Source organism: Anoxybacillus tepidamans PS2 (genome assembly GCF_000620165.1).
In the GTDB taxonomy this organism is placed as follows: Bacteria; Bacillota; Bacilli; order Bacillales; family Anoxybacillaceae; genus Anoxybacteroides; species Anoxybacteroides tepidamans_A.
Genome location: NZ_JHVN01000001.1, coordinates 124,494 through 145,374, shown reverse-complemented (window position 1 = coordinate 145,374; position 20,881 = coordinate 124,494). Strand labels below are relative to the sequence as shown.

The window sequence follows — 20,881 nt, the reverse complement described above, 5'->3', positions numbered from 1 at the left end:
TTTTATTAAATAGTGGATGGAAGGGAAGCAAAATGGAAGAAAAAAAAGCGATTCGCATGCAAATCCAAAAAAGATTACGCCAATTGGATGAAACGGAAAAACGGATATATGACCAGCAAATTGCGGAGAAATTGTATGAGCTTCCGGTTTGGCAACAGGCAACAACGATCGGCATAACGGTTTCAAAGGGCCATGAGGTGAATACAAAACCGATTATCGAAAAAGCATGGCAGGAAGGAAAAATCGTATGTGTACCGAAATGCGACCCTGCTTTAAAAACGATGACGTTTCGTGCCATTCGTTCATTTGATCAGTTGGAGTCTGTCTATTTTGGGTTGCAGGAGCCGATTGAAGCGATAACAGAAGAAATTTCTGCAGGTGACATAAGTGTTATGATCGTCCCGGGCGTATGTTTTTCGGAAGATGGGTACCGAATTGGTTATGGCGGCGGATATTACGATCGCTACTTGCAACATTTCTTAAAACCGACCATTTCATTAGCGTACCATTTTCAAATTGTTCCGCAGCTTCCTGTCGAGCCTCATGATATTCCCGTTGGCATGATTATTACAAACGACAAGGTTATTGTGTGCCATGAGTGAATGGGGATATTTGATCGCCATAGCGGCCGTAGCGGTTGGCGGCTTTTTAGTTCGCTCTCTTTCGGTGTCGGGAGCGGTGGCCACTGTGCTTGTCGGATTGGCAGTCGCTTACGGTTTTTCATGGAAAGGGCTGCTGTTGCTAGGGGCGTTTTTTGCCAGCTCCAGTTTTTGGAGCCATTTTCGAAAGCAGCAAAAACAGAGAGTTGCGGAAAAAGTGGAGAAGGGCTCGCAGCGCGATTATATTCAAGTGTTGGCTAATGGAAGCATTCCGGCGTTCATAGGGATTCTTTCTTTTCTTTTTCCGTCTTCTATTTGGGAGGGAATGTTTGTTGTTTCGATCGCGGCCGCCAATGCTGATACATGGGCGTCGGAAATTGGCAGTATTAGCCGACACCGCCCGCGTCTTATCACAACATGGAAAAAAACAGAACCCGGTACATCGGGAGCAGTGACGATGCTTGGAACGCTCGCTTCATTTTCCGGGGCACTCGTGATTGCTGTGATCGGTGCTTATTTATGGAGCAGTATCTCGGTCGTTATGATCAGCGTGATCGGTTTTTTCGGAAGTGTTTTTGATACTTATATGGGAGCGGTATGGCAGGCACTGTACCGTTGTCGAGTGTGCGGCATTGAGACGGAAAAAAAGGAACATTGCAACAAAGAGACGGTGCAAATTAAAGGAAAACCATTGATCAATAACGATCTTGTCAATTGGTTGGCCATTGCTTGTTCAACGGCTGTTTACTTTTTTGTGACTTATATCGATTAATATAAAAGAAAAAGTGGCTCCCGCCTTGAAACGACGGGGAGATGGGAAAGGTTTATTGATAAAGCGCGCTCTTTCTAAAGGGTGCGCTTTATAATTTGCACGTTTTTTGGAAAAAAGAATAAGGAAAAGATGAATTGGAGGGGACCATGATGAAAAAAACAATGTATTCCATTCTTTTATTTCTAGCGGGCATGCTCTTATATCGTTACCGTTACCAAGCACTTAACGGAATGATGCGCATTGAGCCAATGCAGAAGCTGCTTGTGCGTGTGGGAATGGGGATTCCTGCGATACGAAGAACAATTGTTTCTCAGATTTTTCGTTAATTATGGTACAATGGTAAAAAATGAAATCTTCTAAATAGCTGGTTGTTTCTGTTATGGAGAAAGGGAGAGGGAAACGTGGAGCTTTTTTATTGGCAGCTTGTGCATTTTTTTGTGAAAAGGCAATACCGAATTATTAAATTATCAAATGCTCCTCACGAAATTTGGCTAGAGTCATTCGATTATAAAGACGTTCCGCTTATTCGTCTCGTCCGTCATGATATAGACTGGGGAAGCTGGTTACAGCGCGACATCGAATATACTAGGCAAGTAGTCGGACAGTTGCGGAAACGATATATGAAACGCTCTTTTCAAGTGTTAAATTTATACGTTTCTACATACCCTCCTGTCGATGACTGGGAATGGATCGTCGCCAATCAAGAGGATCGTATCACTTTAAAGACGATGCTCATTCATTCAGCTAACACTTTAGAGTCTTTAAGGAGAATAAGCGAAATGATAAGAGAACCTGTTTTGTTGCCTAAAGTAGAGCGTTTTGAAGATCCCTTTGCAGCAGTACAGCATATACAACGGCGAATTTTTTATTTAGAAAGGGAACGGCAAGAAAAGGAAAAAAGGTTGCTTGAATATGGCAAACCTTTATTTACATACGCGTTGATAGTTCTTCAGGTCTTGATGTTTCTCGTTCTTGAATGGCAGGGCGGCAGCAGGAATCCAGAAGTTTTAATTGAATATGGTGCCAAGTTTAACCCGCTGATTAAAGCGGGCGAGTGGTGGCGGTTGATTACTCCGATTTTCTTACATATAGGATTTTTCCATTTATTTATGAATACAATGGCGCTTTATTATTTAGGAATGACGGCAGAGCGTTTGTACGGTTCATGGCGCTTTCTCTTTATTTATTTATATGGAGGTTTTTTCGGAACGCTTGCTAGCTTCCTATTTACGACCTCGCTTTCGGCCGGAGCGTCCGGAGCTATTTTCGGTTTGTTTGGTGCGCTTCTTTATTTCGGCACGGTGCATCGCCATCTTTTTTTTCAAACGATGGGAGCCAATATTATTGGACTGGTAGCGCTGAATTTAGGGCTCGGATTGTTGATTCCTAACATTGATAATGCTGGGCATATCGGTGGTCTCATCGGCGGTTTTTTAGCGGCGAGCATCGTTCATTTGCCCCGTCATCGTCGATCGGGAAAGCAATTTTTTTCGCTTCTCATTACATTTGTTTTGACCGCCGTTTGTTTATATATCGGCATGCGATGAAAAATCAAGGGGAAATGTGTTGTATGAGCTGAACCGTTTCCCCGTTTTTTGCTTTTGTCAAAACGATGAGATGAGAGTAATCTTTGCTTATTAAAAGAAGCGGAATGGTGCTTCCAAGCGGGGAAACAACCGTTCCATCTTTTTGTCTAATCCCTAAAAAATAGTTTTTATACAGCCCTTCCCAAAGATAGCCGATCATCTTTTGTGTTTTTTCTTGAGAGAGGTCGGGAAATGGTTGTTCGTTATAGGAAAGTAACTCCGGTAAATAGAAATGGTAGTAGTGTTTTTCATTGATCCGTGCCTCAGAGAGCATCGCTTTTGCTGTGTATTGCAGAAGATCATTCATTGTTTTATTTAGTATACGCTGCCATTCTTTTTCTTTATTTGTCCTCGGATGGCGAAAAGAAGTAAATGGAGAGTATGGCGAATCAACTACATATAAGTGATCTCCACTCATGTTCTGGCTGCTTGTAATAGTATGATTTCGATGAATTTCGGCATAATGAAAAGAAATAGACTGAAAGAAATGACTGTCCTTTTGTTTCATCTCCCGCTCTTGCAGCAGCGTTTTGCTATTTTCTCTCCATTTTGATGACGTTCCGACTAACCGCCCGTCCGCAAACAGCAAGGAAATATCTTGCCGCAAGTACGCATTTTGGTTTAACGAAGAAAAAGCAGTCCAAAAAAGCGAATAGGAACGCTTCTCTTTTGGCTGGTTTACCTGTAAAGTAGTTGTTGCTTTAGTAAACGTTGCGGTACGATCAAGCGGAAAAAAGGTGATCGTTTCTTTTGTCGGTTTTTCCGGGGCAAAGGGAAACACATAAATGCAGATGAAAAAGATGATTAATAGAAAAAATAGTTGAAAGGCTCGCTTCATGCTTTTCCTCCATGCATATGGACAAGTTTTTCACCAATGTATGCTCATAGGCTGGAAAATATGTATGAATTCCGATGCAACTGTCAATGATGGAAGGTAAAATGGATAATCGCGCAGGTGAAAAGCATGGAGCAAACAAAGCAGGCTGTTTCTACATCACTTTATGAAAACGTTGCTTATTTACGTGAACGGCTAGGTGTCGGGAAAAGTTTTGATGTGATTCATTTAGATGTGGAATATGCGGGACGCCAAATGGCTTTTTTTATGATTGATGGATTTGTGAAGGACGATCTTTTACATCTCATTATGAAATTTTTTGCGAGACTTCCTAAAGACGCCCTTGAAGAGAATGCGCTTGAAAAATTGCTGAAAACGTATATTCCATACATTGAGTTGGAAAAAACGGACGATTTAAATCGAGTAGTCGATGCAGTACTTGCCGGTCCAACGGCCTTGGTCGTCGACGGAATCGCCTATGCGATTTTAATTGATGCGCGTACATACCCTGTTCGCGGGCCGCAAGAGCCGGATATGGAACGGGTCGTTCGCGGCGCGCGCGACGGTTTTGTGGAAACAATCGTATTTAATACGGCGCTAACGAGAAGAAGAGTTCGCGACCGAACATTGCGAATGGAATATATGCAAGTCGGGAGACGTTCGAAGACGGATATTTGTGTTTGCTACATTGAAGATATCGCTAACCCTGAAATTGTGCACAGCGTGAAAGAAGCGATTTCCAAAATCGATACAGATGGGTTGCCGATGGGAGAAAAAACGCTTGAGGAGTTTATTTCCGGAAGGCATTGGAACCCGTATCCGGTTGTCCGCTATACGGAGCGGCCTGATACGGCAGCCGTTCATTTATATGAAGGGCATGTTTTAGTGATGGTAGATGGTTCCCCGAGCGTATTAATTATGCCGGCTACATTTTGGCATCATTTGCAGCATGCGGAAGAGTATCGCAATAAACCGGTCGTTGGTGCCTATTTGCGGTTTGTCCGCTTTTTAGCTGTTTGGGCCTCTATTTTTTTACTGCCATTGTGGTACTTATTAATGAAGGAGCCGGAACGATTGCCTGATGCACTGGCGTTTATCGGCAAAGCGACTAAAGGAGAACTTCCTTTATTGGCACAATTGATTACGATCGAGCTTGGAATAGATATGCTAAGGATGGCGGCCATTCACACACCTTCCTCTTTGGCGACTGCGCTAGGGCTAGTGGCTGCGCTGATGATCGGAGGGATCGCAGTACAAGTCGGCATCTTTTCTAACGAAGTGATTCTTTATTTTTCCATGGCGACGATTGGAACATTCGCGACACCAAGTTATGAACTGGGGCTGGCGAACCGATTAGTGCGAATCGGTTTGTTAATTGCCACTGCTCTTTTTGGCGTCTACGGCTACATTATCGGCATTACACTATGGCTTTTGATGCTCGCACGTATGAAGTCGTTTACAGTTCCTTATTTATGGCCATTTATTCCATTTTCCTATCGGGCGATGCGCGATGTTTTAGTTCGTTCACCCATTCCGCTTAAAAACCGCCGCCCGACAGTGTTGCATCCGCGCGATCCTGATAGGTGAAGGCTTATCTCGCGAAAGAGATAGGCCTTTTATCGTGAATTTTTTGCCGCTATTTACATTCATTCCTTGACGGTTTGTTCTATTTCTTTATACATTTATAGTGTGTGAAAAAAGAAAAAAGATACCTCAGTAGGTGAAAAAATGAAAACAGTTTATGATGTTCAGCAGCTGTTGAAAAAATTTGGTACGATCATTTACGTCGGCGACCGTGTGGCCGACTTAGAACTAATGGAAGAAGAACTTAAGGAGCTGTACCAGTCGCAATTAATCGATGTGAAAGATTATCAAATGGCCTTATTGATTGTAAGGCATGAGGCACAATTGGAACGGGAAAAACGAATGAAGAAGGAATGAGCAAATATGTCGGAAAAATGGCTAATAGGTGTTGATTTAGGCGGAACGACGATCAAAATGGCATTTGTGAGCATATACGGAGAGATTATTGATAAATGGGAAATTGACACGAACCGTACCGAGCAAGGGAAACATATTGTCACCGATATTGCTAAAGCGATTGATCGAAAATTAGAAGAGCATGGCCAAACGAAAGATAAGGTGCTTGGAATTGGCATGGGGGCACCGGGACCAGTAAATGGAGAGACGGGGCTTGTTTACGAAGCGGTAAATGTAGGTTGGAAAAATTACCCGTTAAAAAATTTGCTGGAGATTGAAACATCGCTTCCAGTCGTTGTAGACAATGATGCGAATATGGCAGCAATTGGCGAGATGTGGAAGGGAGCAGGAGATGGTGCGAAAAATTTAATTTGCGTTACGCTCGGCACCGGGGTTGGCGGCGGTATTATCGCTAACGGTCAGATCGTCCATGGGACAAATGGGGCAGGCGGTGAAATCGGGCATATGACATCGATTCCAGAAGGGGGCGCACCTTGCAATTGTGGAAAAACTGGATGTTTAGAAACGATTGCCTCGGCAACTGGAATTGTGCGTATCGCTAAAGAGCGGCTCAGAGACAAGGATGCAAAAAGCATGTTGTCCGGTAGCGTGACGGCAAAAGACGTCTTTGATGCGGCGAAAGCCAATGACCCATTAGCGCTCGAAATTGTTGATTTCGTGACATTTCATCTTGGGGTGGCACTAGCTAATGCGGCTAATGTTGTGAATCCTGAAAAAATTGTAATCGGTGGCGGCGTGTCGAAGGCGGGCAGTTTGCTAACCGACCATGTAAAGAAATATTTTCAACGTTTTGCGTTTCCACGGGTGGCTGAAGGAGCGTCCATTGTTATTGCCACGCTTGGCAACGATGCGGGGGTAATCGGCGGCGCATGGTTGGCCAAACAAGCTTTTTTACAATAGTCATAGAGAAAGAGATCAAGAGACTGATCTGTTAATTTTAGATCAGTCTCTTTAATTTTTTTCTGTTCAAATAACAGGGAGGATAAAATTGAGAAACATCGCCGTTTATCGAGGAACTCGTATCTTGCTGTGCGCATACAATAGTCGTGAATCTTTTGCGTGCTGTGGGAAGAGAGGAGGAATCAAGATGGGGATTATTACTGGGCGCGAGTATATGGATAGAATTGATCGGCAGCAAGCGAACGTCTGGGTTGAAGGAGAACGAGTAAAGGGAAAAATATCTGAACATCCTGCTTTCTCTGGAGTGATGCGCAGTCAGGCGAAACTGTACGATATGCAGCATTGCAAAGACAAGCAGCATATTCTTACATTTCGGACGTCAAGCGGGGAACTTGCGGGCGCATCGTTTTTACGGCCAACGACGAGAGAGGATTTGGAACATCGTCGTTTGGCATTTCAAGAATGGGCGAAAATAAGCGCGGGCATGATGGGGCGCTCCCCCGATTATATGAATACAGCTGTGATGGCGCTTTCTTCTGCTGCCGATTTTTTCGGGCAGCAACAGCCCGAATATGCCGAACATTTGCACAGTTTATATGAGAGAGCCATGAAGCATGACTGGTCGTTTACTCATACGTTTATCAATCCGCAGGTGAATCGTTCCCTTTGCTATTTCGAAGATGACAAGGAAATCATTGCAGCGAAAGTCGTGCGGGAAACAACAGACGGGATTATTGTGCACGGTGCGCGTCTATTGGCCACTCAGGGCGGTATCACCGACGAATTGCTTGTTTTGCCGGCTGGGGGCAATTATATTGGCGATGAGTATGTCTATGCGTTTTCGATCCCTTCTAACACTCCTGGTTTGAAGTTTGTGTGCCGTCAATCGTTCGCCGGCGATTCTGCCTTTAACGATCCGCTTAGCTCCCGCTTTGAGGAAGTCGATGCGATCGTCGTATTTGACAACGTTTTAGTGCCGTGGGAGAGAGTGTTTTTATATAAAAATGCTTGGATTGCGAAAGATTTGTATGCGGAAAGTCATTTATCAGCGATGCTCTTGCATCAAGTGCTTGCCCGCCGCGTTGTGAAGACGGAATATTTTTTAGGAGTTGTCCACTTGCTAATCGAGGCGATTCAAATAGGGGAATACCAACACGTAAAAGAAAAAGCGAGCGAAATTGCCGCTGCTCTAGAGGCGTTAAAAGCTTTGCTTTACGCATCGGAAAAGGAGGCGAAGCTAGACGCCCGCGGTACGATGGTTCCCGATCTTGCACCGCTTTCTGCCGCTGCCTTTTTGTATCCGCGCATATATCCACGCTTCACAGAAATTGTTCAACTTCTCGGCGCCAGCGGTCTTGTTTGCTTGCCTACAGAGAGCGACTTTTCTTCTGCGATTCGTTCCGATTTAGATCGATATTTGCAGGCGGCCACTTTGCCTGCCGAAGAACGAGTGCAATTGTTCCGGCTGGCATGGGATATGACGATGAGCGCCTTTGGTACACGGCAAACGCTGTATGAACGTTTTTTCTTTGGGGATCCAGTTAAATTTGCTGTCAGCTTTTATAACGGCTACGATAAGACAAAATCCGTTGAAATGGTGCAGCAGTTTTTAGATCATACTGCCAATCGCCAAAAAGATGATTCACTAGATGAGGAGAGAAAGTGATCGCTCTAAAAGGGGGCCGAGGTGCCTTCTATTTTTTTGTAACCTTTTTTTATTTCAGACGTCTATAAAATATAGCATATAAATGTTTAAAAAAAATTGCCTTTTTGTAAAAAGGATATTAAGATAGATGGTGGTAAGTAGGATTATATCCTAATTTATGGAAAAACAGAGATTCCATAAGTGAAGGAAAGGATTGTATGAAATGGTTAGAAGGCAGCGTTTTTTGTTTCTTGCGATTTTGTTGTTGTGGTTGAAAACATATATTGTTTATAAGACGAGTTTTGATATAGAAATTGAGTCGTGGATGCAAGAGTTTATATTGTTTATCAACCCGTTGAGTTTTCTCTTGCTTATTTTCGGGTTTTCTTTATTTATGAGGGAGAAATGGCGCAACCGTTACATAGTGGCGATGAGCTTTTTCGTCACCGTTTTATTGTATATCAATGTGATGTTTTACCGGTTTTTTAATGATTTTATTACGCTACCGGTATTGTTTCAAACGAGCAACATGGGCGATTTAGGGAACAGCGCGTTTGAATTGTTTCACTTTGCGGACTTACTCATGTTTGTTGACATAGCGCTTTTTGCGTGGCTTGTGTGGAAAAAATCGCCGTTCGTGTCGTTTGAATCGGTATTGAAAAAGGAGCGCTCGGCATATTTCTTAGCGTTTACGGCCATCGCCTTGCTGAATCTTGGTTTGGCCGAAGGGGAGCGGCCTGAACTATTGACGAGAACTTTTGACCGAAAGATGTTAGTAAAAAATATTGGGATGTATAATTATTTAATTTATGATGCCGTTTTGCAGTCGAAAACGAAAGCACAACGGGCACTGGCTGACAGCAGCGAGCTTTCGGAGATTGAAAACTACGTTCGCGCCAACGAAAAGGCACCAAATCAACAGTTGTTTGGCATCGCCAAAAAGCGAAATGTCATCGTCGTTTCGATGGAATCGCTGCAAAGCTTCGTCATTAATAATAAGGTGAATGGTCAAGAAATTACTCCTTTTTTAAATGATTTTATTAAGAAAAGCTATTATTTTGAAAATTTGTATCATCAAACGGGCCAAGGAAAAACGTCGGACGCGGAATTTTTAATTGAAAACTCGCTTTATCCGTTAGGGCGTGGCGCGGTATTTTTTACTCATGCGACGAACGAGTATCATGCAACACCGGAAATTTTAAAAAACGAAGGATATTATACGGCTGTATTCCATGCTAACAATAAAAGCTTTTGGAATCGCGATGTGATGTATCGATCACTAGGATATGATCGTTATTTTTCGCTCGATGACTTCAATGTAACCGACGAGAATTCCGTCGGTTGGGGGCTAAAAGACAAGCATTTCTTTGAACAGTCGATCCCGTATTTAAAGAAGCTGCCGCAACCGTTCTATACAAAATTAATTACGTTAACAAACCATTTTCCGTTCGAGCTCGGCGAAGAAGATCGGATGGTGCCGGAGTATACGTCAGACGACCGTACAGTGAACCGCTATTTTCCAACGGTCCGCTATATGGATGAATCGCTAAAAACATTTATTGAGTTGCTGAAAAAAGAAGGGCTGTATCAAAATTCGATTATTATTTTATACGGCGACCATTATGGAATTTCCGATAATCATAATGAGGCAATGGCGCAATATTTAGGAAAAGCGGAAATTACTCCGTTCGACCATGTGCAATTGCAGCGTGTTCCGTTGATTATTCATATTCCGGGAGTAACAGATCGGCACCCAAAAATCATTTCGAAAGTCGCGGGACAAATCGATGTAAAACCGACGCTGCTTCATTTATTAGGGATTGATACGAAAAACGATATTCATTTTGGCCAGGACTTGTTTGCGAAAGACAAACTGGATTTTGTCGTGTTGCGCGATGGCAGTTTTGTAACGAAAGACTATGTCTACAAAGACAACGTTTGTTACGACAAACGGACAGGGAGCAAAACGAATGTATCATATTGCGAGCCGTATATGGAGAAGGCCAAGCAAGAGCTTGACTATTCCGACAAAATTGTATATGGCGACTTATTGCGTTTTTATAATCAAAAAAACGTACAGAACGATAGAACAACGAAAAAATAGGCTCTGTAGGATAGGAATCCTGCGGAGCCTATTTTATTGTTCATTTTTCTCGTACTATTTCATATGTTGAAGAGAAAAAGGAAAAAGGGGGCTATACGTAATGATCCGTGCACAGCAAGGCGATACACTAGATGTGTATAGCCGATGGTTTTCTGTTCCGTATGAATTAATGAAAGACGCGAATCCACATGTAAATGATAGACTGTATGAAGATGAAATCATCCGCATTCCCGGCTATGATGTGGTGGCTTACCACGGTCAAGCAAGCGAAACGCTTGAACAAATCGCACAATCTGTTTCGCTTCCAGCCGCAGCGCTTGAGCGAATGAATGATGACCGCCTTCTATTGCGAATTCCACGTCGCATCGAAACAGCGATTGTTGACGGCAAAAAAAATTACGATTTCGCCACGATGAAACAAGATCTAGATGACTTGTGCACCTATTATCCATTTATAAAGCAAAGAGTGATTGGAACGAGCGTATTAGGATTGCCGTTGATTGAATTAACAATCGGAAGCGGTCCGAAAAAAATTCATTTAAACGGCTCGTTCCACGCTAATGAATGGATTACAACTGCGGCTCTCATGGCGTTCATTAACGAATACGTGCTAGCATTAACGAATGAAAATTCTCTGCGCGGCCATTGTTTGATGGATTATTATAGAAAAGTCACTTTATCCATCGTGCCGATGGTCAATCCCGATGGTGTGAACTTAGTGCTGAACGGTCCGCCAAACGTCGAACCATATGGGAGCGAAGCGCTTCGCATCAACGGGGGAAGCCTTGATTTTTCACAGTGGAAAGCAAATATTCGCGGCATCGATTTAAACAATCAGTTTCCAGCTAAATGGGAAGTGGAACAAGAAAGAAAAATTCCGAAGGCGCCTGCGCCGCGCGATTTTCCAGGTTTCCATCCGCTTACAGAACCGGAAACGAAGGCGATGGCGGCCCTAACGGAGCAGAGCGATTTTGCAACAGTTGTGGCATTTCATACGCAAGGGAAGGAAATTTATTGGGGATACGAGGGATTTGAACCAGAAGAATCGGAATCGATTGTGAACGAAATGGCGAAAGCAAGCAACTATCAAGCGATTCGTTACATTGATAGCCATGCCGGCTACCGAGATTGGTTTATTCAAACGTGGAAACGTCCAGGTTATACCGTTGAGTTAGGAGAAGGAACGAATCCGCTGCCGCTTGAACAGTTTGAGGAAATTTATGAAAATACGTTAGACATCATCCTTGCATTATTGTCTATGAGTTGAGGAAACGTAATGGCTCAGATTATAATAGAAAAGAAAATGACTTATAGAGGGAGTTAAGATATGGCAATTGTAGACGTAACCGTAATTCCGATCGGCACAGCCGGCCCAAGTGTAAGCGAATATGTGGCGGAAATTCAAAAGGTGCTAGCAGCGTATAAAGAAGAGGGAAAAATTGATTTTATGCTGACGCCAATGAGCACAATTATTGAAGGAGAACTTCCGGTATTGTTTGAAGTGATTCAAGCGATACATGAAGTCCCGTTTGCCCAAGGAATTCAACGGGTAGCTACGAATATCCGCATCGACGACCGCCGCGATAAAAAGCGGAGCATGGCTGAAAAAGTGACAAGTGTACAAGAAAAATTAAAACAAGAGGCTTATTAAGCCTCTTGTTTTAGTGTGTGCCTGTTGGAAATCCGTGATGCAGAACCGTCATAATCGTAAACCAGCCAAATACAGCCGCTGTTCCTAAACCGAATAATAATGCAAGTATATTTTTTTCACGCAGCGAACGCACAATGCCGTAAAGCGCTAACAATGTTACTAACGCAAAAATAATGACTAATCCCATTATACTTACCCCCTTTTCGCCAATAAAACTATATGTAAAAAATGAAGAATCTCTTTACATTTTAATCGTTTTTTCCACATTTGTCGAGGTCGAAAATGTCGATGGCAACATGATAAGCTGACGCGACTTTTGTAAGCAGTTCTTCATGTTGCTTCCCGATCCAATAAGTCATCGGCTCAGTTTTTTCTCGAGCGATGATATATTCTTCGAGCTGAAGGAGAAACATCTCAATCTCAATTGGATCGCCATCGGTGATCGAAAAAGCGGTGACAAGCGGCTCGAAAAGATAAAAATGGCCCGAAGAGGATACAAAGCCGTAATCGGTAAAAATAGCTGTAACGGCTGGCTTTTCGATTTCGATTAATGGTTCATAATCATCTATATGTCCAGGAACCTCGGAGACAATGACCCATTCTTCGTCTTGGTCAACGATGAAGCTGCTTTCCCCTGCTTGTTCGTAAAGTGAAACGGCGTATCGTTTAATCATATTATTCCCTTCTTTTTTCTTTATATTGTAACAAATAAGCGGGTCGAGTAAAATGATGGATATAAAGAATGGAGGGATATTTATGAAGTGGGAGCGCATTCCGCTCGGGCCATTGCAAACAAACGCTTACATACTAACGCATCGCGATGGAACGTGCGTGATTTTTGATCCTGGAAGCGAAGGACAAAAACTGATCAATTACATTGAAGCAAAAGGATGGAAGCCGTTGGCCGTTTTATTGACACATGCGCATTTTGACCATATTGGCGCTATTAACGACGTTGTAGCCAAATGGTCGATTCCGGTATATGTACACGAAAAAGAAAAAGAATGGCTTTCCAATCCAGAATTAAATGGGTCTGCGTATTTTATGGGAGAGCAAGTGAAAGTGGCAGCCGAACCTCATTGCTTACGAGGAGAAACCGCTTTGACAATAGGGGAGTTTACATTTGAGCTGCTACAGACGCCTGGACACTCGCCCGGAAGCATTTCGTATTACTGCCCGGAAGTTGCCGCTGTTTTCTCCGGCGATGTATTGTTTGCCGGAAGCATCGGGCGCACCGATTTGCCTGGCGGAAATTACAAAGAACTGATGCAGAGCATCCATGAACGTTTGCTTGTATTGCCGGAAGAAACGGTCGTGTTGCCGGGGCATGGACCGGAGACGACAATTGGTGCTGAAATGGATACAAATCCATTTTTGCATGGGTTTTAAGCAAAGGAGAGGGGCTTGTAAATAAAAAAGGCCCTTCTCGATTGAGAAGGGGCTTTGGGGGATGTTCTATCCATATAATGGGAGGGGATATAGTTAAGCTACTAACATAACAATATAACAATATTTTCACTATGTCAATAGTGAAAACTCTAAAGGAGCAAATAAAATGAGCGATTTTATTTTAAAAAAGATGATGTCAGCGCCGGGGCAATGCATATCGTATGCCGATTATATGAACTTGGCTTTATACGATGAGGCGCATGGCTATTATATGAAGCATGGCGTGAAAATAGGCCGTTTTGGCGATTTTGTTACAAGCAGCCATATTTCAGATGTATTCGGGAAATTATTTGCTTCCTTTTTTATTCAGCTTATAAAAATGGGGCAGGTTGTCCCGCACATTTGCGAATTGGGAGGAGGCGACGGAACCTTTGCCCGTTCTGTTCTGAAAGAGTGGAAAGAAAAATCGCCGCACACATACGAAATGTTAACATATCACATTATTGAAGCGAGTCCATATCAGCGGGCAAAACAAAAAGAGGCGCTTGCCCCATTCGAAGGAAAAGCGTTGCAATATAAAAGTTTTGACGAATTTCAAAGAGGGAAAGAAGCGTTTTCAGGAATTGTGTTCAGCAATGAATTTTTTGATGCGTTGCCAGTTCACGTCGTAACAAAAGAACATGGAATGTTGTATGAACTGTTTGTCACCGTTCGGGACGGACAGCTCGCTGAGGAAAAACGGCCGTTGGAAAATGAAGAGATTCTGCTTTATTTACGGGAGCGCAACATATCTCTACAGGAAGGTCAGCGGCTGGAAATACCGCTTGCGCTGAAATGTTTTCTATTAAAAAGTGCGCCGATATTTGAGCAATGTGTTATGATTACAGTGGATTACGGATATACCGATGAGGAATGGAAGCTTCCGGCCCGGCGCCAAGGAAGTTTGCGCGGCTATTACCAGCACCAGCTGATTTCGAATCCTCTCGCGCATCCTGGGCAGATGGACATCACGGCCCATGTTCAATGGGATGCACTTCGTATGTATGGAGAGCGCGCGGGCTGGAATTGGGTAGACATGATGCGCCAAGATCGCTTTTTATTAGCCGCAGGAATATTAAGTTACTTAACTGAGCATTATGATCCGAATCCGTTTTCTGAGCAAAGCCGACGAAACCGGGCAATTCGCTCGCTCGTTACAGATGAAGGAATAAGCGCGTTCTTTCAAGTGGCGATCCAACAAAAAAATGTTCGGATTGCATGGGAAAATGTATGGAAAGAGCTGGATTTTTTGCAATAAAAAAGCGATGGGATCCCATCGCTTTTTTATTATTCGCCCATTCCTGGAACCATCATAAATGTAGTCCAATACGTAAATGCGGCGAAGAAGATTGTTAAATATGCGCCAAAAATATAGATGTACATCCGCTCTGTTAGCTTTAAATAGCCAAGCAATAAGAAAAACAACGTTTGGCCAAAGAAAATTAAGGAAGTTGTATGCATGTGACCAAGATAAAACATAACTGCAAAAATGCCTGTCCAGAACGATAAAACGCGGAACATGCGATCCATTATGTATTTCCCTCCTTTTTAAGCAAATGGTTGCCTTTACATATTATAATGTACATATGATAGCCGTGTAAACAGCGCTTTCAATTTTCTGACGGAATGGCTAGTGCAAGCGGGCTTTTTAGCGGCAAGAAGCCAAGGATGCACGGTAAGAGCAGGAATCGCAGCCGTTTGTCATGTTTTCAAGCTCAGCCAGATCCGCTTGATCAAAGAGCGCTTCAAGCATGCCGCATAAAAATGCGTAATGCATGCTGCATACCATTTCTGGCTGTTGGAAAGCGATCTCTTTAAACGGGCAATTAAAGACTTTAAAAATAATTTTTTGTTCTTTTTCATTGTAATCAAATGACGGATAAAACCCAGCCGTTTCTGTCGCTTCTTTCAAAATATTTATTTTCTCCGCAAGCGATAGGCGCTGAACCGGTTGATCGTGCGGGAGGCGATGCAGGATGATTTCCTTGCCAAAGCTTTTTCCGGTTTCGTACAGAGCTTGCTTGCCGACCTCACCTAGCTTTATCATCGTTTGGATTGCGATTTTGGCAAGAAGCAAGTAATCGCGAAATGGAAAATGAAGCTGAATCACATCGTCGGATAGACGATATAGGCGACTTGGTCGTCCTCCTTTTCCTGTTTTTTGGGTAGCAGAGACGAGCATGTTGACATCTTCAAGTTTGGTTAAATGCAGGCGCGCCACGTTCGGATGAATGCTGAATGCTTCGGCAATTTCTTGAACGGATACTTCTTTATTCTTTTTTGCAATATATTCGTAAATATGGTAGCGGGTAGGATCGGCTAGCACGTTTGTAATTTTTAAAACTTGTTCCATCGTCATTCACTCCCACGCAATCGATGCTATATTTATTATAATATACGGGTTGTTCCGTTGACATCATCTTTACAGCTAATTAATGGGCCTGTTTGTATAAAATTCATAAATTATTCATTTTTTACTAAAGCAACATTTTTTCAGAGAAAAAGAAGGATTTTGTAGAAAAACACCGAAATATATGCAACGAATCATACGAAAAGGGGTGAGTGAATGAACGAAGTCGAGCAGTTGGCCGACCGCTTGGTAAAAGAGGCAAGCGCTTTACGAGCCTCAGACATTCATATCGTCCCAAGGAGACACGATGCCATTGTTCAACTTCGCATCGACGGATCATTGACCACGAAGGAAACAATCGAAAAAGATATGTACGAACGTCTTGTCGCACATTTTAAGTTTTTAGCGGACATGGACATCGGAGAGCGGCGGCGACCGCAAAACGGGGCGATGGAAATCAAACAGAATAACATGGTCATTAGCCTGCGATTATCAACGTTGCCAACCGTTCATGACGAAAGTCTCGTCATCCGTCTTCTCCCGCAAGACTCCTTTCTTCCTCTTACACAACTTTCACTATTTCCTAGCGCGACGAAGGTTTTGTTATCATTTCTTCAATATTCCCACGGGTTGATTATTTTTACTGGACCGACCGGTTCGGGAAAAACGACGACTTTGTATACGCTTTTATCGACATATCAAAGCAAATGCCGCCGCAATATTATTACCCTTGAAGATCCGGTGGAAAAGCGCGCGGAACATGTGCTTCAAGTGCAGGTGAATGAAAAGGCAGGAATCACGTATGCTGCTGGATTAAAGGCGATTTTGCGACACGACCCCGATATCATCATGGTTGGCGAAATCCGCGATGCAGAAACGGCAAAAATCGCGGTTCGCGCCGCGCTTACCGGCCATTTAGTTCTTTCGACAATGCATGCGAGAAACGCAGTGGGAGCAATTTATCGACTGTTAGAGTTTGACGTTTCCTTGCAAGAAATCGAGCAAACATTGCTGGCGGTGACAGCGCAGCGCCTCGTCGGGTTAATGTGTCCTCTTTGCGGTGAAACGTGTTCATCGTTTTGCCGCCAACAAAGAAAAACGAGGCGGGCGGCTATATACGAATGGCTTCACGGGGAAGCGCTGCAAAAAGCCATTCAAGAAGCGAGGGGGGAAAAGGTTTCATACCGTTATCCAACGTTGCAACAAATGCTGAAAAAAGGGGTGGCGTTAGGATTTGTATCTCCATCGGTTTTCGAAGGGTGGGGTAGCGCATGAAACGTAAAAAGGCGTGGTCGTTGGAAGAACAGGGAAAATTTTTGTTGCAGTTAGGGAAACTTCTCGACAAAGGATATTCACTGTCGCAAGCGATCGAGTTTTTAGAAATTCAACAGCCGGTTTCTAGAAAAAGGGATTTACAAAAATGCCTTTCCTCCCTTTATTCCGGCCTCGCTTTTCATAAAGCGTTAGAGCCGCTTTCGTTTCATTCAGAAGCATTGGGTTATTTGTTCTTTGCAGAGCAACACGGAAACCTTGCCCAAGGATTAATTGAGGCGGGACATATGCTAAATAGTAAAGTTCGTTATTTGCAGCGTTTTCAAAAAGCGCTGAGCTATCCGCTTTGTCTCCTTTGCATGATGGTGCTGATGCTTTTATTTATCCAGCAGACGCTCGTTCCACAATTTACACATCTTTCTTCTTCTTTTTATTCCCATCGTTCTTCATCTTCCTATGTATTGCTTCATGTTATATCCATTTTACCATCCGCTTTTTTTACTGCTTGCTTGATTGCCGGGATCGCAATTGCTGGCAGCATGAGCATGTTTACAAGGCTTTCTCCGATCGCTCGAGTAAATATGTGGGTGAAAATTCCGATCATTCGCGTCGTCGCAAGGCAGTATTATACCCACTTGTTTGCCTTGCAGTTGAGCCATTTATTAAGAGGCGGATTATCTATCTATGAATCGCTCCAAGTATTTGAAAAACAGCGCAATGTTTCGTTTTTGCGGGCAGAAGGAAGCGCGATGAAAGAGCAGCTGGCGCAAGGAGACAAATTAGAACATATTGTCGCATCACGCCGTTATTATGAAAAAGAACTTATGCTCGTCATTCGCCACGGACAATCGAACGGAGAATTAGCAAAAGAGCTGTTTCATTATAGCGAGTTTGTGTTCGAAAAAATGGAAGAAACCATTGAAAAATGGACAGACATTGTTCAGCCAGTACTTTTTTCGTTCATCGGTTTGTTAGTCATCAGCATGTATTTAGCCATTTTATTACCTATGTTTGAAACAATCAATGAATTGTAAGGAGGACAGGAAAGTGGAGGAAAGAGGGTTTACGTTAATTGAGATGTTGATCGTTTTAATGGTGATTTCCGTGCTTTTGTTAATTGCTATTCCTAATATTGCGAAGCACCATGGCATGATTAACGATAAAGGATGTGAAGCATTCGTTAAAACAGTACAGGCGCAAGTAAAAGCATATCAAATGGAGAACAATGCGATACCAACAGTGCAGCAGCTTGTCGATGAAAAATACATTAAATCGAACAAATGTCCAAATGGTCATACGATTCAAATTGATAGCAATGGAGAAGTCAGTGAAAGTGGAACATAAAAATGGTTTTACCTTCGTTGAAATGTTGGTCGTTTTAATGATTGTCAGCGTGCTTGCGATCATTTCGATCCCGCGCATTGATCGACTTTCGAAGGTAAAAGAGGAAACATATATGATTGAGCAGCTAACAAACGATTTATTGTATGCCCAGCAATATGCAATGACCCATAAAACTGCTGTTGTTGTCGTGTTTTATAACGGACAGGGGCGATATCGTGTCACGGAAAACTCTATGCTTGGGCGCCTTCTTCTTCAGCGCGAACTTCCGCAAAAATGGGCGTTTGAGATGGCAACGCTGCAAAATCCGTTAACCTTTTTAGCCAACGGAAATGTGAATAAGTCAGGGACGATGTTCATGAGAAACGGCAAAAAAGCCTATAGAATCGTATTTTTGCTTGGAAAAGGAAGGTTTTATGTACAAAAATTGTAGCGGGTTTACATTGGTTGAAGCAATTGCTTCACTGTCGCTCCTATTGTTTATAACCGCTATTTTATTGCCAATCATGACACAGATTATGGTGGAGCGCGAAAACGCTGTATTAAAAAGCCAAGCGCAGCAGTTATTGAATAGTGAACTGAGCGAGGATGCGGTTCAACAAGAAAAAACAGTGATTGTTGCAGGAATGACGTATTCGGTCTTTTGGACAAAAGAGGAAAATGAAATGGAAAAAGTTTGTGTGCAATGGCGCGATTATGCTGGAAGGACGGTTAAACGATGCGGATATGCCAAAAAATGAGCATGCAAAATCGCGGATTTACTATGATTGAAATGCTCATCGTGCTGTTTTGTGTATTGCTAGTTCTCTCTTTTTTGCCGATGCTTCTAGATATTCATTGGCTGCAAACAGACAAGTCTAGGCGTTTTAACCAATTGGAATGGCAAGTATTTGTTCAGCAATTGAAAAGGGAAATTCGTGAATCGACTCAGCTGCAAAGCAGCGGTGCGGTGTTATATGCATATAAGCCAACTGGAGAAAAGGTGAGCTTTGAAAAATACGGAACGGTGATTCGCCGGCGCGTGAACAATGAAGGAAATGAAACGGTTTTGCAAGCTGTTTCTGATGTCCGGTATGAGGTGAAGGAAAAAGGCGTCCGCATTCATGTTCTCACTTTAGAAGGAAGGCAGTATACAGCTTTTATCTCTACTTTTTTCCCGATAAAGGTGAAGCAGACGTGAAAAATGAAAAAGGTGTCATTTTTCCGATTACGGTTTTGTTTTCATGCTTATTTTTATCGCTCCTTTTGCATGTGCTCGCATTATACGAGGAAGAAATCGAGTTCGCGAAATATGAACAGCAATCATATGATGTTGACTCCCTTATGCAAATGGCGGTAAAGGATGTAAACGCCGAACTAGAAGAGAAGTTGCCGTCTATTTCCTCTGGTAAAGGAACTTTTGTCTATCCGATCGGCACGGCGAAATACGAATGGCAACTGCTAAGCGGCGAAAAGGTGATGGTAACAATGTCTGCAATCTCTAACGAGGGTATACGCTATGAGGCGGAATTTACTGTTTCGTTTCCAGGGCTAGAACTGGTCGAATGGAAAGAGCGATCGTAACGTAGCGGTTTATCCCATGTTCAATATATGATATGGTAGTAAAAAACGAGAAAAGCGGGGATGGCCGATGCAGCGAATTTATTTGACTGGGTTTATGGGAGCAGGAAAAACGACGATAGGCCGCTATTTGGCGGAACGACTGCACGTACCGTTGCTTGATACGGACGAGTATATTGAAGAGCGGATTGGAAAGCCGATTAAGCAAATTTTCGCGGAGGAAGGAGAAGCGGCGTTTCGGAAATATGAACGCGAGTTATTGCGAGAATTGCCGCCTGACAAAGTCATCATCACGACGGGCGGCGGAATGGTGATTCAAAAGGAAAATCGTGATTGGATGAAACAAACAGGTACGGTCATTTATTTGCATTGTGAGTTTAGCGAAATTGTCAAAAGGTTGGCCGGCGACAATACCCGCCCGCTGTTTTCCGAACGCGACCTCCATCGTTTCGAAGCGTTATGGAAACAGCGGCTCCCTTATTATCGCGAAGCAGATTGGGTCGTTCATACGACCGACAAAAGCGTAGGGCAAATTGTAGACGAGATCATTGCTTTGATTAAACAGGAGCAATAATGGAAATGCTACTAGCAAAAAAGGTGGTGGCCGCCTATGTCTACGAACGACTACGTCAAATATGTCACACAGCAATTTGTTCGTTATATGGATGAGCCGAAAGAGGAGCGAAAGAAACGTCGGGAAGCGCGGAAGCAGGAAAAGCCGCCGCTTTTGTATCATTTGTTTGGAATGGTCCCGTTTTCACTAAAGCTTCTCTTTCGGAGAAAATGACGAATCCTCTCCGTTCGGAGAAGAAGTCTCAGCTTGGCGACTTGGTCGGC

The 20,881-nt window shown here is 43.2% G+C and carries 27 protein-coding genes; 22 read left to right on the top strand and 5 right to left on the bottom strand.

From position 1 onward, the window contains the following. The first annotated feature begins 32 nt into the window (after positions 1 to 32). The 4 genes from N667_RS0100860 (at position 33) to N667_RS0100845 (ending at position 2,918) form a co-directional block, all read left to right on the top strand. Positions 33 to 602, top strand: coding sequence for a 5-formyltetrahydrofolate cyclo-ligase (locus N667_RS0100860; protein WP_027407800.1), 570 nt, complete (start codon positions 33 to 35; stop codon positions 600 to 602). After that, on the top strand, positions 595 to 1,371 hold the full coding sequence (locus tag N667_RS0100855) for a DUF92 domain-containing protein (RefSeq protein ID WP_027407799.1): 777 nt from the start codon (positions 595 to 597) through the stop codon (positions 1,369 to 1,371). The genes N667_RS0100860 and N667_RS0100855 overlap by 8 nt, the downstream gene beginning before the upstream one ends. Positions 1,372 to 1,520: 149 nt before the next feature. Continuing rightward, positions 1,521 to 1,697, top strand: a complete 177-nt coding sequence (locus N667_RS19915) for a hypothetical protein (RefSeq protein WP_198020500.1) — start codon at positions 1,521 to 1,523, stop codon at positions 1,695 to 1,697. A 75-nt stretch (positions 1,698 to 1,772) separates the two neighbouring features. Next, on the top strand, positions 1,773 to 2,918 hold the full coding sequence (locus N667_RS0100845; protein ID WP_027407798.1) for a rhomboid family intramembrane serine protease: 1,146 nt from the start codon (positions 1,773 to 1,775) through the stop codon (positions 2,916 to 2,918). Between the two features lie 4 nt (positions 2,919 to 2,922). Here N667_RS0100845 and N667_RS0100840 read toward each other — a convergent pair whose 3' ends face one another. Beyond that, positions 2,923 to 3,795, bottom strand: coding sequence for a hypothetical protein (locus N667_RS0100840; protein ID WP_027407797.1), 873 nt, complete (start codon positions 3,793 to 3,795; stop codon positions 2,923 to 2,925). Between the two features lie 126 nt (positions 3,796 to 3,921). Between N667_RS0100840 and N667_RS0100835 the strand changes: the two genes are divergently transcribed. From N667_RS0100835 to N667_RS0100805, 7 genes are all read left to right on the top strand, one after another. After that, a complete protein-coding gene (locus tag N667_RS0100835) occupies positions 3,922 to 5,379 on the top strand; it encodes a spore germination protein (protein WP_027407796.1) in 1,458 nt (485 codons plus the stop codon). Between the two features lie 141 nt (positions 5,380 to 5,520). Next, positions 5,521 to 5,733, top strand: a complete 213-nt coding sequence (locus N667_RS0100830; RefSeq protein ID WP_027407795.1) for a YqgQ family protein — start codon at positions 5,521 to 5,523, stop codon at positions 5,731 to 5,733. A gap of 6 nt (positions 5,734 to 5,739) precedes the next feature. Then, positions 5,740 to 6,693 carry an ROK family glucokinase gene (locus N667_RS0100825; RefSeq protein WP_027407794.1) on the top strand — a complete coding sequence of 318 codons (954 nt, stop codon included), beginning with the start codon at positions 5,740 to 5,742 and terminating at the stop codon, positions 6,691 to 6,693. A 187-nt stretch (positions 6,694 to 6,880) separates the two neighbouring features. After that, complete coding sequence (gene hpaB / locus N667_RS18150) at positions 6,881 to 8,359, top strand: 4-hydroxyphenylacetate 3-monooxygenase, oxygenase component (protein ID WP_051529918.1); 1,479 nt, start codon at positions 6,881 to 6,883, stop codon at positions 8,357 to 8,359. A 202-nt stretch (positions 8,360 to 8,561) separates the two neighbouring features. Further along, positions 8,562 to 10,442 (top strand): LTA synthase family protein, encoded by a 1,881-nt coding sequence (locus tag N667_RS0100815; RefSeq protein WP_027407793.1) that lies wholly within the window; start codon positions 8,562 to 8,564, stop codon positions 10,440 to 10,442. Positions 10,443 to 10,542: 100 nt separating this feature from the next. Further along, positions 10,543 to 11,709 carry a M14 family metallocarboxypeptidase gene (locus tag N667_RS0100810; protein WP_027407792.1) on the top strand — a complete coding sequence of 389 codons (1,167 nt, stop codon included), beginning with the start codon at positions 10,543 to 10,545 and terminating at the stop codon, positions 11,707 to 11,709. A gap of 60 nt (positions 11,710 to 11,769) precedes the next feature. Then, on the top strand, positions 11,770 to 12,093 hold the full coding sequence (locus N667_RS0100805; protein WP_027407791.1) for an MTH1187 family thiamine-binding protein: 324 nt from the start codon (positions 11,770 to 11,772) through the stop codon (positions 12,091 to 12,093). Between the two features lie 10 nt (positions 12,094 to 12,103). On the opposite strand, the gene N667_RS19235 is transcribed toward N667_RS0100805, so the two are convergent. Beyond that, positions 12,104 to 12,280, bottom strand: a complete 177-nt coding sequence (locus N667_RS19235) for a DUF2759 domain-containing protein (protein WP_027407790.1) — start codon at positions 12,278 to 12,280, stop codon at positions 12,104 to 12,106. Between the two features lie 61 nt (positions 12,281 to 12,341). After that, on the bottom strand, positions 12,342 to 12,767 hold the full coding sequence (locus tag N667_RS0100795; RefSeq protein ID WP_027407789.1) for a hypothetical protein: 426 nt from the start codon (positions 12,765 to 12,767) through the stop codon (positions 12,342 to 12,344). 82 nt (positions 12,768 to 12,849) lie between these two features. Between N667_RS0100795 and N667_RS0100790 the strand changes: the two genes are divergently transcribed. Then, positions 12,850 to 13,482, top strand: coding sequence for an MBL fold metallo-hydrolase (locus N667_RS0100790; RefSeq protein ID WP_027407788.1), 633 nt, complete (start codon positions 12,850 to 12,852; stop codon positions 13,480 to 13,482). A gap of 166 nt (positions 13,483 to 13,648) precedes the next feature. Continuing rightward, positions 13,649 to 14,779 carry a class I SAM-dependent methyltransferase gene (locus tag N667_RS0100785; protein WP_027407787.1) on the top strand — a complete coding sequence of 377 codons (1,131 nt, stop codon included), beginning with the start codon at positions 13,649 to 13,651 and terminating at the stop codon, positions 14,777 to 14,779. Positions 14,780 to 14,808: 29 nt separating this feature from the next. On the opposite strand, the gene N667_RS0100780 is transcribed toward N667_RS0100785, so the two are convergent. Both N667_RS0100780 and N667_RS0100775 read right to left on the bottom strand, forming a co-directional pair. Continuing rightward, positions 14,809 to 15,051: a DUF2626 domain-containing protein gene (locus N667_RS0100780; RefSeq protein WP_027407786.1), complete on the bottom strand. Its 243-nt coding sequence runs from the start codon at positions 15,049 to 15,051 to the stop codon at positions 14,809 to 14,811. Between the two features lie 118 nt (positions 15,052 to 15,169). After that, the gene (locus N667_RS0100775) at positions 15,170 to 15,874 is read right to left on the bottom strand and encodes a helix-turn-helix transcriptional regulator (protein ID WP_027407785.1); all 705 of its coding nucleotides are present in this window, start codon (positions 15,872 to 15,874) and stop codon (positions 15,170 to 15,172) included. A 213-nt stretch (positions 15,875 to 16,087) separates the two neighbouring features. Here N667_RS0100775 and comGA point away from each other — a divergent pair, with 213 nt between their 5' ends. The 9 genes from comGA (at position 16,088) to N667_RS19230 (ending at position 20,831) form a co-directional block, all read left to right on the top strand. Further along, complete coding sequence (gene comGA / locus N667_RS0100770) at positions 16,088 to 17,146, top strand: competence type IV pilus ATPase ComGA (protein ID WP_027407784.1); 1,059 nt, start codon at positions 16,088 to 16,090, stop codon at positions 17,144 to 17,146. Beyond that, positions 17,143 to 18,177 carry a competence type IV pilus assembly protein ComGB gene (comGB, locus tag N667_RS0100765; protein ID WP_027407783.1) on the top strand — a complete coding sequence of 345 codons (1,035 nt, stop codon included), beginning with the start codon at positions 17,143 to 17,145 and terminating at the stop codon, positions 18,175 to 18,177. The genes comGA and comGB overlap by 4 nt, the downstream gene beginning before the upstream one ends. A 13-nt stretch (positions 18,178 to 18,190) precedes the next feature. Continuing rightward, positions 18,191 to 18,487, top strand: coding sequence for a competence type IV pilus major pilin ComGC (gene comGC / locus N667_RS0100760; protein ID WP_269528264.1), 297 nt, complete (start codon positions 18,191 to 18,193; stop codon positions 18,485 to 18,487). Beyond that, entirely contained in the window at positions 18,471 to 18,917 is a 447-nt protein-coding gene (comGD, locus tag N667_RS0100755; protein WP_027407781.1) for a competence type IV pilus minor pilin ComGD, read from the top strand. The genes comGC and comGD overlap by 17 nt, the downstream gene beginning before the upstream one ends. Continuing rightward, the gene (comGE, locus tag N667_RS0100750; protein ID WP_027407780.1) at positions 18,901 to 19,224 is read left to right on the top strand and encodes a competence type IV pilus minor pilin ComGE; all 324 of its coding nucleotides are present in this window, start codon (positions 18,901 to 18,903) and stop codon (positions 19,222 to 19,224) included. Before comGD ends, comGE begins: the two co-directional genes overlap by 17 nt. Next, a complete protein-coding gene (comGF, locus tag N667_RS0100745; RefSeq protein WP_051529917.1) occupies positions 19,203 to 19,664 on the top strand; it encodes a competence type IV pilus minor pilin ComGF in 462 nt (153 codons plus the stop codon). The genes comGE and comGF overlap by 22 nt, the downstream gene beginning before the upstream one ends. Beyond that, a complete protein-coding gene (gene comGG / locus N667_RS0100740) occupies positions 19,661 to 20,047 on the top strand; it encodes a competence type IV pilus minor pilin ComGG (protein WP_027407778.1) in 387 nt (128 codons plus the stop codon). Before comGF ends, comGG begins: the two co-directional genes overlap by 4 nt. 67 nt (positions 20,048 to 20,114) lie before the next feature. Further along, the gene (locus N667_RS0100735; RefSeq protein WP_027407777.1) at positions 20,115 to 20,618 is read left to right on the top strand and encodes a shikimate kinase; all 504 of its coding nucleotides are present in this window, start codon (positions 20,115 to 20,117) and stop codon (positions 20,616 to 20,618) included. 36 nt (positions 20,619 to 20,654) lie between these two features. Then, complete coding sequence (locus N667_RS19230; protein WP_084278794.1) at positions 20,655 to 20,831, top strand: YqzE family protein; 177 nt, start codon at positions 20,655 to 20,657, stop codon at positions 20,829 to 20,831. Positions 20,832 to 20,881: the final 50 nt, after the last annotated feature.

Excerpts from the sequence above, each read along its gene's own strand:
- N667_RS0100735 (WP_027407777.1), top strand. The coding sequence starts at position 20,115 with ATGCAGCGAATTTATTTGACTGGGTTTATGGGAGCAGGAAAAACGACG.
- N667_RS0100790 (WP_027407788.1), top strand. The coding sequence starts at position 12,850 with ATGAAGTGGGAGCGCATTCCGCTCGGGCCATTGCAAACAAACGCTTAC.
- N667_RS0100810 (WP_027407792.1), top strand. The coding sequence starts at position 10,543 with ATGATCCGTGCACAGCAAGGCGATACACTAGATGTGTATAGCCGATGG.
- N667_RS0100835 (WP_027407796.1), top strand. The coding sequence starts at position 3,922 with ATGGAGCAAACAAAGCAGGCTGTTTCTACATCACTTTATGAAAACGTT.
- N667_RS19230 (WP_084278794.1), top strand. The coding sequence starts at position 20,655 with ATGTCTACGAACGACTACGTCAAATATGTCACACAGCAATTTGTTCGT.
- comGF (WP_051529917.1), top strand. The coding sequence starts at position 19,203 with ATGCGGATATGCCAAAAAATGAGCATGCAAAATCGCGGATTTACTATG.
- N667_RS19235 (WP_027407790.1), bottom strand. The coding sequence starts at position 12,280 with ATGGGATTAGTCATTATTTTTGCGTTAGTAACATTGTTAGCGCTTTAC.
- N667_RS0100795 (WP_027407789.1), bottom strand. The coding sequence starts at position 12,767 with ATGATTAAACGATACGCCGTTTCACTTTACGAACAAGCAGGGGAAAGC.
- N667_RS0100805 (WP_027407791.1), top strand. The coding sequence starts at position 11,770 with ATGGCAATTGTAGACGTAACCGTAATTCCGATCGGCACAGCCGGCCCA.
- N667_RS0100815 (WP_027407793.1), top strand. The coding sequence starts at position 8,562 with ATGGTTAGAAGGCAGCGTTTTTTGTTTCTTGCGATTTTGTTGTTGTGG.
- N667_RS19915 (WP_198020500.1), top strand. The coding sequence starts at position 1,521 with ATGAAAAAAACAATGTATTCCATTCTTTTATTTCTAGCGGGCATGCTC.
- N667_RS0100775 (WP_027407785.1), bottom strand. The coding sequence starts at position 15,874 with ATGGAACAAGTTTTAAAAATTACAAACGTGCTAGCCGATCCTACCCGC.
- N667_RS0100860 (WP_027407800.1), top strand. The coding sequence starts at position 33 with ATGGAAGAAAAAAAAGCGATTCGCATGCAAATCCAAAAAAGATTACGC.
- comGE (WP_027407780.1), top strand. The coding sequence starts at position 18,901 with ATGTACAAAAATTGTAGCGGGTTTACATTGGTTGAAGCAATTGCTTCA.
- N667_RS0100785 (WP_027407787.1), top strand. The coding sequence starts at position 13,649 with ATGAGCGATTTTATTTTAAAAAAGATGATGTCAGCGCCGGGGCAATGC.
- N667_RS0100855 (WP_027407799.1), top strand. The coding sequence starts at position 595 with ATGAGTGAATGGGGATATTTGATCGCCATAGCGGCCGTAGCGGTTGGC.
- hpaB (WP_051529918.1), top strand. The coding sequence starts at position 6,881 with ATGGGGATTATTACTGGGCGCGAGTATATGGATAGAATTGATCGGCAG.
- comGA (WP_027407784.1), top strand. The coding sequence starts at position 16,088 with ATGAACGAAGTCGAGCAGTTGGCCGACCGCTTGGTAAAAGAGGCAAGC.
- N667_RS0100780 (WP_027407786.1), bottom strand. The coding sequence starts at position 15,051 with ATGGATCGCATGTTCCGCGTTTTATCGTTCTGGACAGGCATTTTTGCA.
- comGB (WP_027407783.1), top strand. The coding sequence starts at position 17,143 with ATGAAACGTAAAAAGGCGTGGTCGTTGGAAGAACAGGGAAAATTTTTG.
- N667_RS0100830 (WP_027407795.1), top strand. The coding sequence starts at position 5,521 with ATGAAAACAGTTTATGATGTTCAGCAGCTGTTGAAAAAATTTGGTACG.
- N667_RS0100825 (WP_027407794.1), top strand. The coding sequence starts at position 5,740 with ATGTCGGAAAAATGGCTAATAGGTGTTGATTTAGGCGGAACGACGATC.
- N667_RS0100840 (WP_027407797.1), bottom strand. The coding sequence starts at position 3,795 with ATGAAGCGAGCCTTTCAACTATTTTTTCTATTAATCATCTTTTTCATC.